Below are 14,646 nucleotides of genomic sequence, written 5' to 3'. Positions count from 1 at the left end.
GTTTTCACATTACATTTCTTTATTTTTTAATAAAGAAGCTCCAGCAATTTCAGGGTGAGTCATTTCGAATGGATCTAAAATAATATCCAATTCCTCTTCTGTCAGTACACCATGCTCTAAACATAACTCCCTAACAGATTTTCCTGTTTCAATCGCTTCACGTGCAATACGAGATGCTGCTTCATAACCAATATGAGGATTAACTGCTGTAATAATTCCAACACTTTTCTCAACATATTGCTTCAGCAATTCTTCATTTGCTGTAATTCCTTCAATACAATATTCATGGAATACACGGAATCCATTATTCATAATACTAATAGATTGAATTAAATTAAATACAAGCACAGGCTCCATTACGTTTAACTCTAATTGTCCCGCTTCTGATGCTAGGCAAATTGTATGATCATTTCCAATTACTTGGAATGCGACTTGGTTAATCACTTCTGCCATAACTGGATTTACTTTACCTGGCATAATCGATGAACCTGGCTGACGTGCTGGCAATTGAATTTCAGCCAACCCAACACGTGGCCCAGACGCCATAATACGAAGATCGTTTGCAATTTTAGACATGTTCATCATACATACTTTAAGTGCTGCAGATACTTCTGTGTATGCATCTGTATTTTGCGTTGCATCAACTAAATGCTCTGCACCAACAAGTGGGAACCCACTAAACGTTCTTAAATGTTTTACCACCTGTTCAATATACGTAGGATTTGCATTTAATCCTGTACCAACAGCTGTCGCCCCCATATTCACTTCATATAAATGTTGACGAGACTGTTTAATTCTTTTTATATCGCGCGCAAGCACTCGGCTATACGCTTCAAATTCTTGTCCAAGGCGAATTGGAACTGCATCTTGTAAATGTGTGCGTCCCATTTTAATAACGTGATCAAACTCTTTTGCTTTTTTACGAAAAGCAGAATGAAGTTCTTCCATTGTAATAAGAAGCTTTTCTAACATCATAAGAGTTGCAATATGAATCCCTGTTGGAAACGCATCGTTCGTTGATTGGGCCATGTTCACATGAGTGTTTGGGCTAATTTTCGCATACGCACCTTTTTCATATCCCATACGTTCTAATGCTCTATTCGCAATTACTTCATTTGTATTCATATTAATAGAAGTTCCGGCTCCGCCTTGAATAGGGTCCACGATAAATTGATCATGAAACTTTCCATCAACAATTTCTTGCGCTGCTTCTGCAATTTCATGTCCAATGTCTTTAGCTAAGTAACCAGTATCTATATTCGCAAGTGCCGCCGCTTTTTTCACAATTGCCATTGCTGTAATGAGTGATGGATGAATGCGATATCCTGTAATTGGGAAGTTTTCTACGGCACGTAATGTTTGTACACCATAATAAGCTGCACTTGGTACTTCTTTTTCACCTAAAAAATCTTTTTCTATACGTATATCCTTCGTTGCTATCATTTTTATCACCTATACTTTTTCATTCTAAATCCTTATCCAAAAAATCCGCCCTCTAAAAACACGAGTATCATTCAGAAGAATTTTTCAGTATCCACCTTCACTATATAGTACCTTTTTTGAAAGCGCAAACATTTATTTTTCTGTATATCCTTTTTATTAAAGTTTATAGAAAATCATTCTCCTACTTTCCTTATTTCCACTCGTTTAATTTGATGCATATCCTTTTCAAGGACTTTAAAATAAAAACCGTGTTTCTCAATAATATCTCCTTCAGCAACGATTTGTTTTTGTACCATAATCCAGCCACCAATTGTATCTACATCATCAGCAATTAAATGTATGCCAAGCAAATCATTTACTTCACTAATAAGCACTTTTCCCTCTACGATTTTATAGCCTTCACTTACATGCTCTATAGGTGGATTCTCATCTTCATCGTATTCATCTCGAATTTCTCCAACAATTTCTTCTAAAATATCTTCTAGTGTAACAATCCCTGCTGTACCACCATATTCATCATACAATACAGCTAATGGAATGTGTTTTCTTTGCATTTGTAATAGTAAATCATGAATTGGAATATTTTCTAGCACTTCAATAACTGGCCTTGTATATGGCATAATCGAGCACTCCTCGTCCCGACTACCATCCATATAACGAATAAATAAATCTTTTACATTAACCATCCCAATAATTTCATCTTTATCTTCACCAAATACAGGATATCTCGTGTACTTTTCTTGCGCGATTACTTTAATATGTGTTTCAAATGGTTCGTCCTCATATAAGCCTACAACTTCCGTACGAGGTACCATAATTTCTTTTGCTACTCTATTATCAAATTCAAAAATATTATTTACATATTTAAATTCCCTTTGGTTAATCTCTCCGCTCTCATAGCTCTCAGATAAGATTAACCTTAATTCTTCTTCTGAATGAGCTACTTCATGTTCAGAAGCTGGATTTAATCCAAATAAACCAGTTACAACCCTCGCTGAACCATTCAAAGCCCAAATAAACGGATACATAACTCGGTAAAAATAAATAAGTGGCTTCGATAACAATAAGCTAACTTGTTCTGCTTTTTGTATAGCAAATGTCTTTGGAGCAAGTTCCCCAATGACAACATGTAAAAATGTAATTACTGCAAAGGCAATAATAAATGAAACTGTACTGGAAATTGCAGGTGAGAATTGCAATTTTAAAAACAACGGCTCGAGTAAATGTTTAATGGTTGGTTCCCCTAACCACCCGAGCCCTAAAGCAGTAATTGTAATACCTAGCTGACAGGCCGATAAATATTCATCTAAATTTGTAGTTACCTTTTTAGCGGCCAGTGCACCTCGTCTTTTTTCGCTAACGAGTTGATCAATACGACTGCTACGTACCTTAATAATTGCAAATTCAACAGCCACAAAAAATGCTGTTAACCCAATAAGAATGACTACCATCAATAATTTTAAAATATCCACATATGCTCTTTAGCTTTCTTAGCTAAAGTTACACCTCCTTTTAAAAAGAAGTTTCACTTTAGTTTCTTCAATTATTGGAAAGCAACTCTATATAAAATCCACCAATTTTCAAACCTCATACAATTCTAAAGGTAAACCATCAGGGTCTTGGAAAAAGACGAATTTCTTCCCCGTTATTTCATCAATACGGATCGGTTCGATCTCAACACCACATTGATTTAAATGCTTCACAGCTTCTTCTATATTTGTAACAGCAAATGCTAAATGTCTAAGACCGGCTGCTTCTGGAAAACTTTTGCGCTCAGGCGGATTTGGAAATGAAAATAATTCGATTTGATACTCTTCTCCTACACATAAATCTAATTTATAAGAATCTCGTTCCTTTCTATATACTTCATTCATTTCTTTAAACCCTAATATTCTAGTATAAAAATACTTTGACGTCTCATAATTCGAACAAATAATTGCAACGTGATGCACTCTACATATATTCATACTCTCTCTATTCCTTTCTTTACCAAAGATGCATATTCTCCCTTGAAATGAAAAACATATATAGCAGAATATCTCTTTTAGGGGGCTTACCATGAAATTCATTACTTTTTTCGTCGGATTAATTGTTGTTTTCTTGCTCGCTTATATTGCTAGCAATAATAAGAAGCATATTAAATTTAAACCAATTTTTATCATGCTTATTATACAGTTAATTTTAACCTATTTACTATTAAATACAGAAATCGGCCTCATACTTATTAGAATCATTTCCAGTTTGTTTACAAAGCTACTCGAGTATGCTGCTAATGGAATAAATTTCGTATTTGGTGGTCTTGCAAATAAAGGTGAAATGCCATTTTTCCTTACTGTATTATTACCAATCGTCTTTATTTCTGTTTTAATTGGTATATTACAACATTTCAAAATACTACCATTTTCCATTCGTTGGATCGGGTACTTTCTTAGTAAAATAAATGGTCTTGGGAAATTAGAATCTTACAACGCTATCGCTTCTGCCATTGTCGGCCAATCAGAAGTTTTTATTACAGTGAAAAAGCAATTAGCTCAAATTCCAAAACACCGTCTTTATACACTTTGTGCCTCCGCTATGTCAACCGTATCTATGTCTATCGTAGGTGCCTATATGACAATGATTGAACCTAAGTATGTAGTAACTGCACTCGTTCTCAATTTATTTAGCGGTTTTATTATCGTACTCATCATTAACCCTTACGACGTTAAAGATGACGAAGATATTTTAGAAATCAAAGGTGAAAAACAAAGCTTTTTTGAAATGCTTGGAGAATATATTCTTGATGGTTTTCGTGTAGCCATTGTTGTCGGCGCTATGCTCATCGGATTTGTCGCATTAATTAGTTGTATTAATGACTTGTTCCTCATTATATTCGGTATTACGTTCCAACAATTAATTGGCTACGTATTTGCACCTATCGCATTCCTTATCGGTGTACCAAGCTCTGAAATTGTAGCAGCTGGTAGCATTATGGCAACGAAGCTTGTAACGAATGAATTTGTCGCAATGATGGACCTTAGTAAAATTTCTAATAGCCTTTCTCCCCGTACAGTTGGTATTATTTCTGTTTTCCTTGTATCTTTTGCCAATTTTTCTTCCATTGGTATTATTTCAGGTGCGGTAAAAGGACTAAACGAAGAACAAGGAAACGTTGTTGCGAGGTTTGGCCTTAAATTACTATATGGAGCTACTCTCGTTAGTATTTTATCTGCAATTATCGTAAGCATTATGTTGTAATTAGGTAAAATTTTATCATTTTCTTATCCCTATCTTTTGTATACAATAACGAATAGGTGTCTTATAAAGTGAAACTTTAATCAGAGTGGGGCTATCCCCACTCTGATTATTAGCCTTCATCAATCGGGTATTTACGGGCAGTTATCTCCCACCTAACTTCATTGTATTCACTGGACTTTGAGGTGGGCGTTTTACTGCTCGTTAATACCGGATAAATAATCAAGACATCTATTTTTTATACATGTACAATCGCTTTTATTTAGCGTAAAATATTTTTTATGTGTTTGAATACACTTCTAAATGTATACACTTTGATAGTTTTAAAGGAGAAAAAATGATGAAATCCGACACGAACAACGATACGCGAGCCAAAAAAGGACGCTCAAAGAAAAAACGCCTACTTTGGTTCCTTCTTATTCCATTACTAATTGTAGCACTTGGAGCAGGAGGCTACTCCTTCCATATATACAGTAAAGCAAAGTCCGTCTTAAATAATGCTTATGCTGAACTAGGTCGAGGAGAAAAGTCCAGTAAACGTGAAAAAGCTGTTAAACCTATGACCGACAACATTTCCGTACTAATTATGGGTGTTGATGAAAGTGATATTAGGGAAAAAGATTATGGAAAAGCAACTCGAACAGATGCGTTATTACTTGCAACAATTAATAAAAACGATAAATCCGTTAAACTTGTAAGCATTCCACGTGACTCACGCGTCTACATTAAATCACGTGATAAATACGATAAAATCACACATGCGCACGTATTCGGTGGTGTAGACAGCACAATTGATACGGTAGAGAACTTTTTAGATGTTCCAGTTGATTATTATGTAAAATTCAATTTTAAATCCTTTATTAAAATTGTTGATTCTCTTGGTGGCATTACTGTGGACGTTCCAGTTGAATTCACAGAGCAAAATAGTAAAGATGAAGCAGATGCAATTCATCTAAAAAAAGGACGTCAACATTTAAATGGAGAAGAGGCACTGGCACTAGCTAGAACTCGTCACATCGATAGTGATTATATGCGTGGCCAACGACAACAGCTTGTATTAGAGGCCATTGCTGAAAAAGCACTATCTCTTAATTCCATTAATAAAATCGGTGGCCTACTAGACGCTGTCGATAAAGACTTAAAAACCAATTTAACTTTTGATGATATGATGACAATTACAAAAAATTCAATGGATTCAAATTTAAAGATGGAAAAAATGCAAGTAGAAGGTACAGATAAATATATAGGTGGTATTTATTATTACGTGCCAAATGAAAAAAGCGTCGATACTATTTCAACTACCCTTCAAAAACATCTCGGTGTTACGAATAAAAATGAACATAAAAAATTATAATAAAAAGGCTGCTAGATCATTCTAGACAGCCTTTTTATTATATTTTTCAACATATTTTTCATACACATTGTGACAAGAAGTGACAATTATTACAGCGATGTAACATTTTTTATGAAAACATTACACACACAGTGAAAATAATAGTATACTAGTACGTACATAATGTTATTTTCATCATTTTTATACAAAAAATGTAATACATATATTTATACATAAATTTCTGGGGGGAAATAAATGAAGCTAAGTAAAATACTGATTGGTTCTGCAATTGCTGGGGGCATATTACTTTGTGTAGGCGGTGTTGGGGGATATCAATATGTATCCAAATTAAATAATCAATTAGATACTACTGCATTACCAAATACTACATTTGAAGGTATTTCTCTCGATGGAAAAAATAAGAAAGATATTCAAGCAATTATTAATCAAAGGGTAACTGAATTAGATCAAAAATCCCTTACCTACATATTCCAAAACGATAAACAAACTTACACATGGAAAGATTTAGGGGTAAATTATAAAGAGAAAGATATTATTGACAAAATCTTCAAAGAACAAGAAGGAAACGTAATGAATCGTTACAAAATGCGCAAGCAAGCTGAAAACGGTGAATTAAAACGTGACTATAAATTAACACCACAATTAAATGCAACAGCTTATGAAACCTTTATAAAAGATAAATATAATGAAACATTAAAAAATCCTGTTAATGCAGAATTAAGCATTGAAGGCTCAACAGTAAATGTTAGTCAAAGCCAAAACGGAGAAAAAATTGATAAAGGAAAACTAAACAGTTTAACAAACGAAGCTATTACTACTGGTAAATCAGATGTTACATTACCAGTTACATTCATAAAACCAGAACGTTCTACAGAAGATATACAGAAAATGGGTATTAAAGAAGTCATTGCTGAATATTCTACTCCAATGGCTGGCCGTAACGGAAATCAATCATTTAACGTAAATAAGTCAGCTAATACTTTAAGTGGGGTTATTGTGGCACCTGATGAAACATTTAGTTTTAACGGCCGCGTTGGCGTAACTGATGCTGCACATGGTTACAAATCTGCAGCAGTATATTCACAAGGTAAAGTAATACAAAGTGCAGGCGGAGGAGTTTGCCAAGTCAGTAGTACTTTATACAGCGCCGCTTTAAGGGCTGATTTAGGAATTGTTTCTCGAAGCAATCATTCTATGCCAGTAAATTATTTACCACTTGGGCAAGATGCAGCAGTAGCAGATTATGGTCCAGATTTAAAATTTAAAAATAATACAGGCAATCATATTTATATTCAAGCATTTTCAAATGGAGGTAGTATTACTACACGCATTTTCGGTACAAATACTGGTAAAAATGTTGAAGTGTCTTCTCAAGTAATTAGTAGGACTAGTGATAAAATCACAGCGGTTACGTATAAAAAAGTAACACAAAACGGGGAAGTAATATCAAATGGACAAATTTCAAAAAGTGTATATAAAAGCGCCCCAAAAGAATAGATAATATCAACCGAATAACATAAAGAAAAAGGCGTGATTAAATCACGCCTTTTTCTTTTGCAGTAATAGTAAAAAAGTTTCAAGATGATCTTTCGTTTCTTCTAAAGACCACATACGATTTCCTTGCTTCGCAGCTAATACACACGCCTCTTCCCACGCGTTCTTTTTCTTCATATTTATTAATTCATCACGTAATTTCAAAACAATTTCTTCGTCTTCTTGTTCAATAAACTCTTCCATCACGCTTACTATTTCATCCTCATGAATACTTAACGTACAGTACGATTTAAGAAAGTATTGTAATGTCATATACATAATGTACTCCCCCTTCTTATTTATCAGATGGATAAGAAGTAATAATCTTAAACCCTAATTCCCCTGACTTATCTCTTGCTAAAACAGTAACAGTTTTTACCAACTTGTCTTTTACACTCATATTTTTCTTTATTACCGTTTTTCCAACAGGGAATGAATGAGTTGTATTTACTACGAGACGAGCCTCTTTAGAATTTTTTAACCAATCTTGAATTTCCTTGTCATGTTGCTTCAAGCTATCTTTTACAGCTTTCGTCGCTGTTTCTTTATCATAGTATGTACTTGCGGCTGACACTTTATCTGTCTTCAAGCGATTCTTCAAATCCTCTTCTGACTTGCCTACATGTCTTTCAATCGTATGACCATTTTTAGGTGGTCCTTCCATTTCATCTAAAATATTATCACTAATTTTTTCTACCGATGTAGCTTGATTACCTGTCTGTTTCTCTGTTTTTTGTTCTTTTCCTGCACATCCACTTAAGATCAGCATTAATGCCAATAAACTACTGAAGAAAAGACTACTTATTCGTTTCATCATATCACCTCTTCCATGATTATTATCGCAACTTCACTAAAAGTCAATTTCACAACGAAAAAATCTATCAGTTTTCATTTTTTTCATCTATTTTTCCATATTTACCCGCGCAATTTCATCAACCCTCTATTTTTCGCCTTTTATAATATATACCCCCTATATTTTATAATTATTTCCCGAATAAAATCACCAATAATATAATTATAAAACCCTTTTATAAAAAGGGTTTTATACTGTTTTTCAAAACGATTTAAAATACCCCTATTTTTATATACCTAATACCTATATAAGGTATCAGGACCCCTTCTTATCAACGTTTTTCTACATTATGTAAATTTCCCCTTGCCTATACAATCGAAATATGGTGTAATGCAAAAAAAGATAAAGGATTTTAAACAATGGCTGAAACGATTCAAAATTTCTTAACAGAATACTATTCAATCGCAATTCCACTTAGTATCTTAATTAACATCATCATTAGTCTTTTAGGTGTTATTCCTAGCATCTTTTTAACCGCCATTAATATACAGCTCTTCGGTGTAACAAATGGCACAATCATTTCGATCACAGGTGAGGCCTTAGGGGCTATTATCTCGTTTTATATTTACCGCCTGGGCCTTCAAAAGTTCACTCACGATAAAGTAAATAAGTACCCAAAGGTAGAGCGTCTTCTTTATGTAGAAGGTAGAGAGGCCTTTCTACTCGTTCTATCGTTTCGATTGATACCTTTCATCCCATCAAGTATCGTGACTTTATTTGCAGCTCTAGGGAAAATGTCATTACTCTCCTTCAGTATTGCCAGTACAATAGGTAAAATACCGGCCTTATTGATTGAAGTATATTCGGCATACCAAGTCATGAACGGAACAAATGAAGCGAAGTGGGTTGTAACAATCGCAGGCGTTATTGGATTGTTTTATTTGTGGAAAAAATGGAGAAAAAAATAAAGAAGGAGCCTATGCTCCTTCTTTATTTTTGAGGTATTTTATTACTAGCTCTTCCTTAAAGCCTTAGTTTACACCAACAGCACTAAATGATTGCTTAACTGCTGCTACTTCAGCAGAATTTGCACCATATAAGTCTGCAGCAGCTTGTACTGCACCAGCACGAGCTTGGCTAAATGTAGTAGATTGCGTGAAATACTGTGTATTTGCACGGTAGTAAATCGCACCTAATTTATCTTTACCGATACCAGTTACAGTTACACCATAATGCGTACCACCATTTGCTAATAAATAAGCTTGTTTATTAATAATGCCACTGTTTGTATGAACACCACCGTTATCACTTGAACCAGTGTAACGCTTAGAATAATGGTCTGGATCACCATACTTCGTAGGATCACTCATAGAGCGAAGTGCGTCTCCTGCTTTACCAGGTGTGTAAATATCTTCACCAATCTCCCAATCCGGGTTACGGTTATCATAGAATTCTACTAAAGTACCAAAGATATCAGAAATCGCTTCATTTAAAGCCCCAGATTCATTTTGATAAATTAGATTTGAACTATTTTCCGTAACAGCATGCGTTAACTCGTGACCAATTACATCAATTCCACCAGATAATGAAGTAAATGTTACACCATCACCATCTCCGTATACCATCTGTGATCCGTTCCAGAATGCATTGTTATAATTACTTCCGTAATGAACTGTTGATTTTAACGGCGCTCCTGCATCATTAATTGAATTACGATTAAATGTATTCTTATAGTAATCATACGTGATACCCGCATAGTAATGAGCATCTACCGCTGCTGCATCATACGCTGCATTGAAAACATTATCTGCATCTGCCCATAATGTTCCTGGTAATGTTGAACGGTTTTTCGCATCATATGTGAAAATCGTTGCCCCTCGTGTATTATCTTGTAAGTAGTAAGATGATCCAGATAACGTTGTATTAAGCGACTTCGTATCTCCTAGTACACCTTTACCAGTTCCTACTTTATTCGTTCCTGTTACAGGCTTTACAACAGCTTTCGCATCCTGTTTAGGAGCCTCCTGCTTAACTGGTGACTTATCATCATTCGTCACATGATCAATTGTATTAAACTTATTTAATACTTTACCGCTGTCTGCCTCAATGAAATAGTAGTAGTTTCCTGGGCTTGGATCTAAGAAGTTCAGATTTACAACATATGCATATGTTGTTTCCTCACCGTTTTGATATACATATAAGTCCGCTTTTGGTTCTACTTCATATTTCGGTGTTACCCCTAAATCTTGCTGCGCGATTTCAATTGCTTTTGCGCCTTCAATCTTATTTTTATTTTTCAACTTTTCCTTTTTGTCTAAATCAGGTGCAACTGTTCCAGACAATACTTTTAAAGAACCGTCCTTACTTACGTGAGCTACTTGAGTAGAACCCCATACAGGCACTCCTTCGTAAACTTGTTGCATACGTACTACTGTTGAATCAGTTACAGCATCTTTCTTCACTTGTTTCACTTTGAAAGAATCTTGCGCACTCTTTTCCCCTAGCTTGTAATCACCTTTTGCTGCGTTTAAGTAATCAAACACAACAGATTCTGCTTTCTTGCCAGTTGCTTCAGTTAGATCACCAGAAATAAACTCAGGTGACTGCACCGTCTCATTGTACTTCTTCGTAGAGAGCACATTTTTAGAATCCGCAAACGCAGAGCCTGTCCCTCCAAACGTTGTAACTGCCATTCCTGTCGCTAACACTAATGCTAAACTCTTCTTTTTCATATAACCTTCCCCCTAATAAAAAATTTTTTGAAAAAGAGTAGTTTCATATTAGCATTATGTTTCCACTATTAATATACTAAAAATTCAATTAATTTATTTCTCAAGTTTTGTAGAATTTTGAGGAACAAATATTGAAAAACCCCTTTCCTGTTGGAAAGGGGTTTCTGTTAAGAATTTATTAATTCTACTACTTTTTCTCCTTGACCATAAATATCCGATGTCCAAGCATATTGCGGTTCCAATACCACTAATACAGCTACCAAAGCCAAAGCACCAATAATTATTTTTTTCATATTATTTTCCTCCCTTTTCTTCTAATAAATTAATTGCTAATTTATAGTAGTTATTACTTTCCTTAAATTCTAGTAATTCCTCGTGATATCCTGCTAGTTCTAAATACACCATTTTTAATTCCTTTTTATTTTCTTCGCCTCTAAAAAATGGGATTGCCTCAACTTCTAAAAATCTTTTATAAACATCTTTCGTTTCAAAGTATTTATTCTTAAGCATTGAAAGTATATATAGCATACTTTTATACTTTTCATCCCTCTTGGCAACATCTATCCCTTTATTAATCCAATCTTTCGCTTCTTCAAATTCTTTTAATTCAATACACTGCAAAGCGATCTCATACACTGCATCAATATAATTTAAATCCTCTTCCTTTTTGTACTTTAGGCATTGTAAATAATAATCTTTTGCTTTTGCATAATCTTTTAAGTTATAGTACAAGAAGCCTAAATTATTTAAAGCAATAGCTGTTATACTTTCTTTATCAGCAAAAGAATTTGCTTCCCTCAAAATATTATTATAAATAGATAGTGCTTCATTATATTGCTTTTTTTGTATATAACTCAACGCAATAAGTAACTGGCAATTTATCACATAACGGAATTTATATTCATTCTTAAATCCTTCCATTGCTACATTAGCAAAATGTAAAGTCATATGTTCAACTTCTAATTCATTATAAACAAGAGCTAAATTGAAATATATTCCATTCTCATGATAACCTTGTTCCTTTGCCATTACTTCTGTTCGAGTCAAATACTCCAATGCCTTCTTATATCTATGTTGTAAAAAATAATATAACCCTTTGCTATACGTATATAATAATTTTTGGAATGGTGAATACTTTTTGTACATCTTCTTTAAGCTCTCTAACTCTTTTTCGACAGCAGGAAAATCCCTTTTCATAATTAAATAACGTGTATACAGCAGTTTATAATAATTTATAATTTCAAAATCCAACACATGCTTCATTTCACCTTGCAACTCTTCATATATACGTTCTACTTGTTGCTTGTCCAAATGAACTAGTGCATTCAACCATTCATCCAGCTTCCCCTTCACATCTTCTTCTACATCCCTCAAATCCGTCACAGCAATTTCTAATCTTGCGCAGAGCAATTGTAGAATTTCTTCTGATGCTTCGATCTTTCCATTTTCGATCTTACTTAAGTATGAGACAGAACAAATGCCCTGACATAATTCTTCTTGTGTCATTTTTTGCTGAAGCCGTTTGTAAAAGACTTGTTTGCCTATTTTTTCTAATGTTTGTTGCATTGTCCTCCTCCATTCTCATTACCCCATTACTCTAATAATACATAAAATTCGGAGAAATATAAATTGATAAATATAAATTTTCTAAAAAATATGCATAATTTCATTTTTTTCTCTCTTGACTTCACATCAATATCTCTTCTTTGCTACCAATGGTGAAAAATTGGTATACTATAACCAAATTATGGAGGTGTTCTCGCGATGACTCATTATAAAGACGATAGTTATGCCTTACATACAGACCTATATCAAATCAACATGGCTTATACATATTGGAAAGATGGTATTCATAATCGCCGTTCTGTTTTTGATTTATATTTTCGAAAGCTTCCATTTGAGAACGGTTACGCTGTTTTTGCTGGCCTTGAGAAAATTGTAGAGTACATTGAAAATTTCAGTTTTACTGAAAGCGATATCGCTTATTTAGCAGAATTACAATTTGAAGAAGAATTCCTTCATTATTTACAAAATATGAAATTCACTGGGACGATTCGTAGTATGCAAGAAGGTGAAGTTGTATTTAATAACGAGCCTTTATTACGTGTTGATGCACCACTTGGTGAAGCACAAATTATTGAGACTGCCCTCTTAAATATTGTGAATTACCAAACATTAATTGCAACAAAAGCAGCACGTATGAAACATGCTGCAAGTAATGATGAGCTTTTAGAGTTCGGCACAAGACGTGCCCATGAGTTCGATGCTGCCCTTTGGGGGACGCGTGCTGCCTTTATTGGTGGTTTCTCCTCTACAAGCAACGTTCGTGCTGGGAAACGCTTTGGGATCCCTGTAGCTGGCACACACGCTCACTCTTTCGTTCAAGCATATCGCGATGAATACGTCGCGTTTAAAAAATACGCTGAAACTCATAAAAAGTGCGTCTTTCTCGTTGATACATATGACACATTGAAATCTGGTGTTCCAAATGCAATTCGTGTTGCAAAAGAATTTGGGGATCGTATTGATTTCTATGGCATACGTCTTGATAGTGGTGATATGGCTTATTTATCGAAAAAGGCACGAAAACTACTAGATGAAGCAGGGTTTACAAATACAAAAATTATCGCTTCTAGCGATTTAGATGAATACACAATTATGCACCTTAAATCTCAAGGAGCAAAAATTGACGTATGGGGCGTTGGGACGAAATTAATTACGTCCTTTGAGCAACCTGCATTGGGGGCTGTTTACAAACTAGTTGCGATTGAAGATACTGACGGAAAATTAAATGATACGATTAAAATTTCATCTAACCCTGAAAAAATTACCACTCCAGGACTGAAACGAATTTATCGTATTATCAATCGGGTTAACGATCATGCAGAAGGCGATTATATTGCGTTAGATTCTGAAGAACCTGAAAAAGAAGAGCGCTTAAAAATGTTCCATCCAGTTCACACATATATAAGTAAATTCGTAACAAACTTTGAAGCCCGTGAACTGCATAAAGACATTTTCGTTAACGGTGAAAGAACATATGAACTACCAAGTATATTAGATATTCAAAAATATAATGAACAGAGCCTCTCTCTATTTTGGGAAGAATATATGCGAACTTTAAATCCTGAAGAATACCCTGTCGATTTAAGCCAAGAGTGCTGGGATCATAAAATGAATTACATTCAAACAGTTCGAGAACAAGTTGAAAAAGACATACAAAAGTAAACAGAGAAGTTTCCCCTTCTCTGTTTTTTCAATACTATATGGATATTTGTAAAAAATATACTAAAATAATAAGACGAATGTATTTTATTTGTAAATTTTAATATTTCACTATTTGAAAGTAAAATAATATTTGGTATTATTTTATTGAGTCAATTTCAACAAAATCACCAATAAAAAAGAGGACGCGGGTTGGTATTATCCCCTATAGGTAGACAGTAAAAAAAGAGTCCATCTGATATGATGGACTCAATACTGTTTTATCTGGAGGGGATTTTTTTATGGCAAGAAAAGGACAATCATTTCAAAAATATACAGAAGAACTAAAGCGA

Annotated in this window: 13 protein-coding genes; 5 read left to right on the top strand and 8 right to left on the bottom strand. The window is 34.3% G+C overall.

From position 1 onward, the window contains the following. Positions 1-9: 9 nt before the first annotated feature. The 3 genes from aspA to gloA2 form a co-directional block, all read right to left on the bottom strand. Positions 10-1,443, bottom strand: a complete 1,434-nt coding sequence (gene aspA / locus ES895_RS25960) for an aspartate ammonia-lyase (RefSeq protein ID WP_098290634.1) — start codon at positions 1,441-1,443, stop codon at positions 10-12. Positions 1,444-1,616: 173 nt separating this feature from the next. Then, the gene (locus ES895_RS25955) at positions 1,617-2,915 is read right to left on the bottom strand and encodes a hemolysin family protein (RefSeq protein ID WP_000353322.1); all 1,299 of its coding nucleotides are present in this window, start codon (positions 2,913-2,915) and stop codon (positions 1,617-1,619) included. 108 nt (positions 2,916-3,023) lie between these two features. Beyond that, positions 3,024-3,410 carry an SMU1112c/YaeR family gloxylase I-like metalloprotein gene (gene gloA2 / locus ES895_RS25950; RefSeq protein WP_001017684.1) on the bottom strand — a complete coding sequence of 129 codons (387 nt, stop codon included), beginning with the start codon at positions 3,408-3,410 and terminating at the stop codon, positions 3,024-3,026. Between the two features lie 91 nt (positions 3,411-3,501). On the opposite strand from gloA2, the gene ES895_RS25945 reads away from it, so the two are divergent. From ES895_RS25945 to ES895_RS25935, 3 genes are all read left to right on the top strand, one after another. Beyond that, positions 3,502-4,680: a NupC/NupG family nucleoside CNT transporter gene (locus ES895_RS25945; RefSeq protein ID WP_135238750.1), complete on the top strand. Its 1,179-nt coding sequence runs from the start codon at positions 3,502-3,504 to the stop codon at positions 4,678-4,680. Between the two features lie 334 nt (positions 4,681-5,014). Further along, on the top strand, positions 5,015-6,031 hold the full coding sequence (locus ES895_RS25940) for an LCP family protein (protein WP_001986019.1): 1,017 nt from the start codon (positions 5,015-5,017) through the stop codon (positions 6,029-6,031). Positions 6,032-6,265: 234 nt separating this feature from the next. Then, positions 6,266-7,528 carry a VanW family protein gene (locus tag ES895_RS25935; protein ID WP_000777362.1) on the top strand — a complete coding sequence of 421 codons (1,263 nt, stop codon included), beginning with the start codon at positions 6,266-6,268 and terminating at the stop codon, positions 7,526-7,528. Between the two features lie 42 nt (positions 7,529-7,570). Here the strand turns inward: ES895_RS25935 and ES895_RS25930 are convergent, their stop codons facing one another. Beyond that, positions 7,571-7,843 (bottom strand): hypothetical protein, encoded by a 273-nt coding sequence (locus ES895_RS25930; RefSeq protein WP_000282019.1) that lies wholly within the window; start codon positions 7,841-7,843, stop codon positions 7,571-7,573. A gap of 16 nt (positions 7,844-7,859) precedes the next feature. Continuing rightward, entirely contained in the window at positions 7,860-8,378 is a 519-nt protein-coding gene (locus ES895_RS25925; protein ID WP_000822695.1) for an RNase A-like domain-containing lipoprotein, read from the bottom strand. 398 nt (positions 8,379-8,776) lie between these two features. On the opposite strand from ES895_RS25925, the gene ES895_RS25920 reads away from it, so the two are divergent. After that, positions 8,777-9,325 carry a TVP38/TMEM64 family protein gene (locus ES895_RS25920; protein WP_044584122.1) on the top strand — a complete coding sequence of 183 codons (549 nt, stop codon included), beginning with the start codon at positions 8,777-8,779 and terminating at the stop codon, positions 9,323-9,325. 63 nt (positions 9,326-9,388) lie between these two features. On the opposite strand, the gene ES895_RS25915 is transcribed toward ES895_RS25920, so the two are convergent. From ES895_RS25915 to ES895_RS25905, 3 genes are all read right to left on the bottom strand, one after another. After that, positions 9,389-11,089 carry a M4 family metallopeptidase gene (locus ES895_RS25915; RefSeq protein WP_053514406.1) on the bottom strand — a complete coding sequence of 567 codons (1,701 nt, stop codon included), beginning with the start codon at positions 11,087-11,089 and terminating at the stop codon, positions 9,389-9,391. Between the two features lie 167 nt (positions 11,090-11,256). Further along, a complete protein-coding gene (locus ES895_RS25910) occupies positions 11,257-11,382 on the bottom strand; it encodes an NprX family peptide pheromone (RefSeq protein WP_000720172.1) in 126 nt (41 codons plus the stop codon). Between the two features lies 1 nt (position 11,383). Then, positions 11,384-12,655 (bottom strand): helix-turn-helix domain-containing protein, encoded by a 1,272-nt coding sequence (locus tag ES895_RS25905; RefSeq protein WP_001187937.1) that lies wholly within the window; start codon positions 12,653-12,655, stop codon positions 11,384-11,386. Between the two features lie 198 nt (positions 12,656-12,853). On the opposite strand from ES895_RS25905, the gene ES895_RS25900 reads away from it, so the two are divergent. Continuing rightward, positions 12,854-14,317, top strand: coding sequence for a nicotinate phosphoribosyltransferase (locus tag ES895_RS25900; protein WP_016112134.1), 1,464 nt, complete (start codon positions 12,854-12,856; stop codon positions 14,315-14,317). Positions 14,318-14,646: the final 329 nt, after the last annotated feature.

Origin of the sequence: Bacillus sp. 007/AIA-02/001 (assembly GCF_004634455.1) — a bacterium.
In the GTDB taxonomy this organism is placed as follows: Bacteria; Bacillota; Bacilli; order Bacillales; family Bacillaceae_G; genus Bacillus_A; species Bacillus_A cereus.
This window is presented reverse-complemented; position numbering and strand designations above follow the sequence as displayed.

Excerpts from the sequence above, each read along its gene's own strand:
- aspA (WP_098290634.1), bottom strand. The coding sequence starts at position 1,443 with ATGATAGCAACGAAGGATATACGTATAGAAAAAGATTTTTTAGGTGAA.
- gloA2 (WP_001017684.1), bottom strand. The coding sequence starts at position 3,410 with ATGAATATATGTAGAGTGCATCACGTTGCAATTATTTGTTCGAATTAT.
- ES895_RS25945 (WP_135238750.1), top strand. The coding sequence starts at position 3,502 with ATGAAATTCATTACTTTTTTCGTCGGATTAATTGTTGTTTTCTTGCTC.
- ES895_RS25940 (WP_001986019.1), top strand. The coding sequence starts at position 5,015 with ATGATGAAATCCGACACGAACAACGATACGCGAGCCAAAAAAGGACGC.
- ES895_RS25935 (WP_000777362.1), top strand. The coding sequence starts at position 6,266 with ATGAAGCTAAGTAAAATACTGATTGGTTCTGCAATTGCTGGGGGCATA.
- ES895_RS25930 (WP_000282019.1), bottom strand. The coding sequence starts at position 7,843 with ATGTATATGACATTACAATACTTTCTTAAATCGTACTGTACGTTAAGT.
- ES895_RS25925 (WP_000822695.1), bottom strand. The coding sequence starts at position 8,378 with ATGAAACGAATAAGTAGTCTTTTCTTCAGTAGTTTATTGGCATTAATG.
- ES895_RS25920 (WP_044584122.1), top strand. The coding sequence starts at position 8,777 with ATGGCTGAAACGATTCAAAATTTCTTAACAGAATACTATTCAATCGCA.
- ES895_RS25915 (WP_053514406.1), bottom strand. The coding sequence starts at position 11,089 with ATGAAAAAGAAGAGTTTAGCATTAGTGTTAGCGACAGGAATGGCAGTT.
- ES895_RS25910 (WP_000720172.1), bottom strand. The coding sequence starts at position 11,382 with ATGAAAAAAATAATTATTGGTGCTTTGGCTTTGGTAGCTGTATTAGTG.
- ES895_RS25905 (WP_001187937.1), bottom strand. The coding sequence starts at position 12,655 with ATGCAACAAACATTAGAAAAAATAGGCAAACAAGTCTTTTACAAACGG.
- ES895_RS25900 (WP_016112134.1), top strand. The coding sequence starts at position 12,854 with ATGACTCATTATAAAGACGATAGTTATGCCTTACATACAGACCTATAT.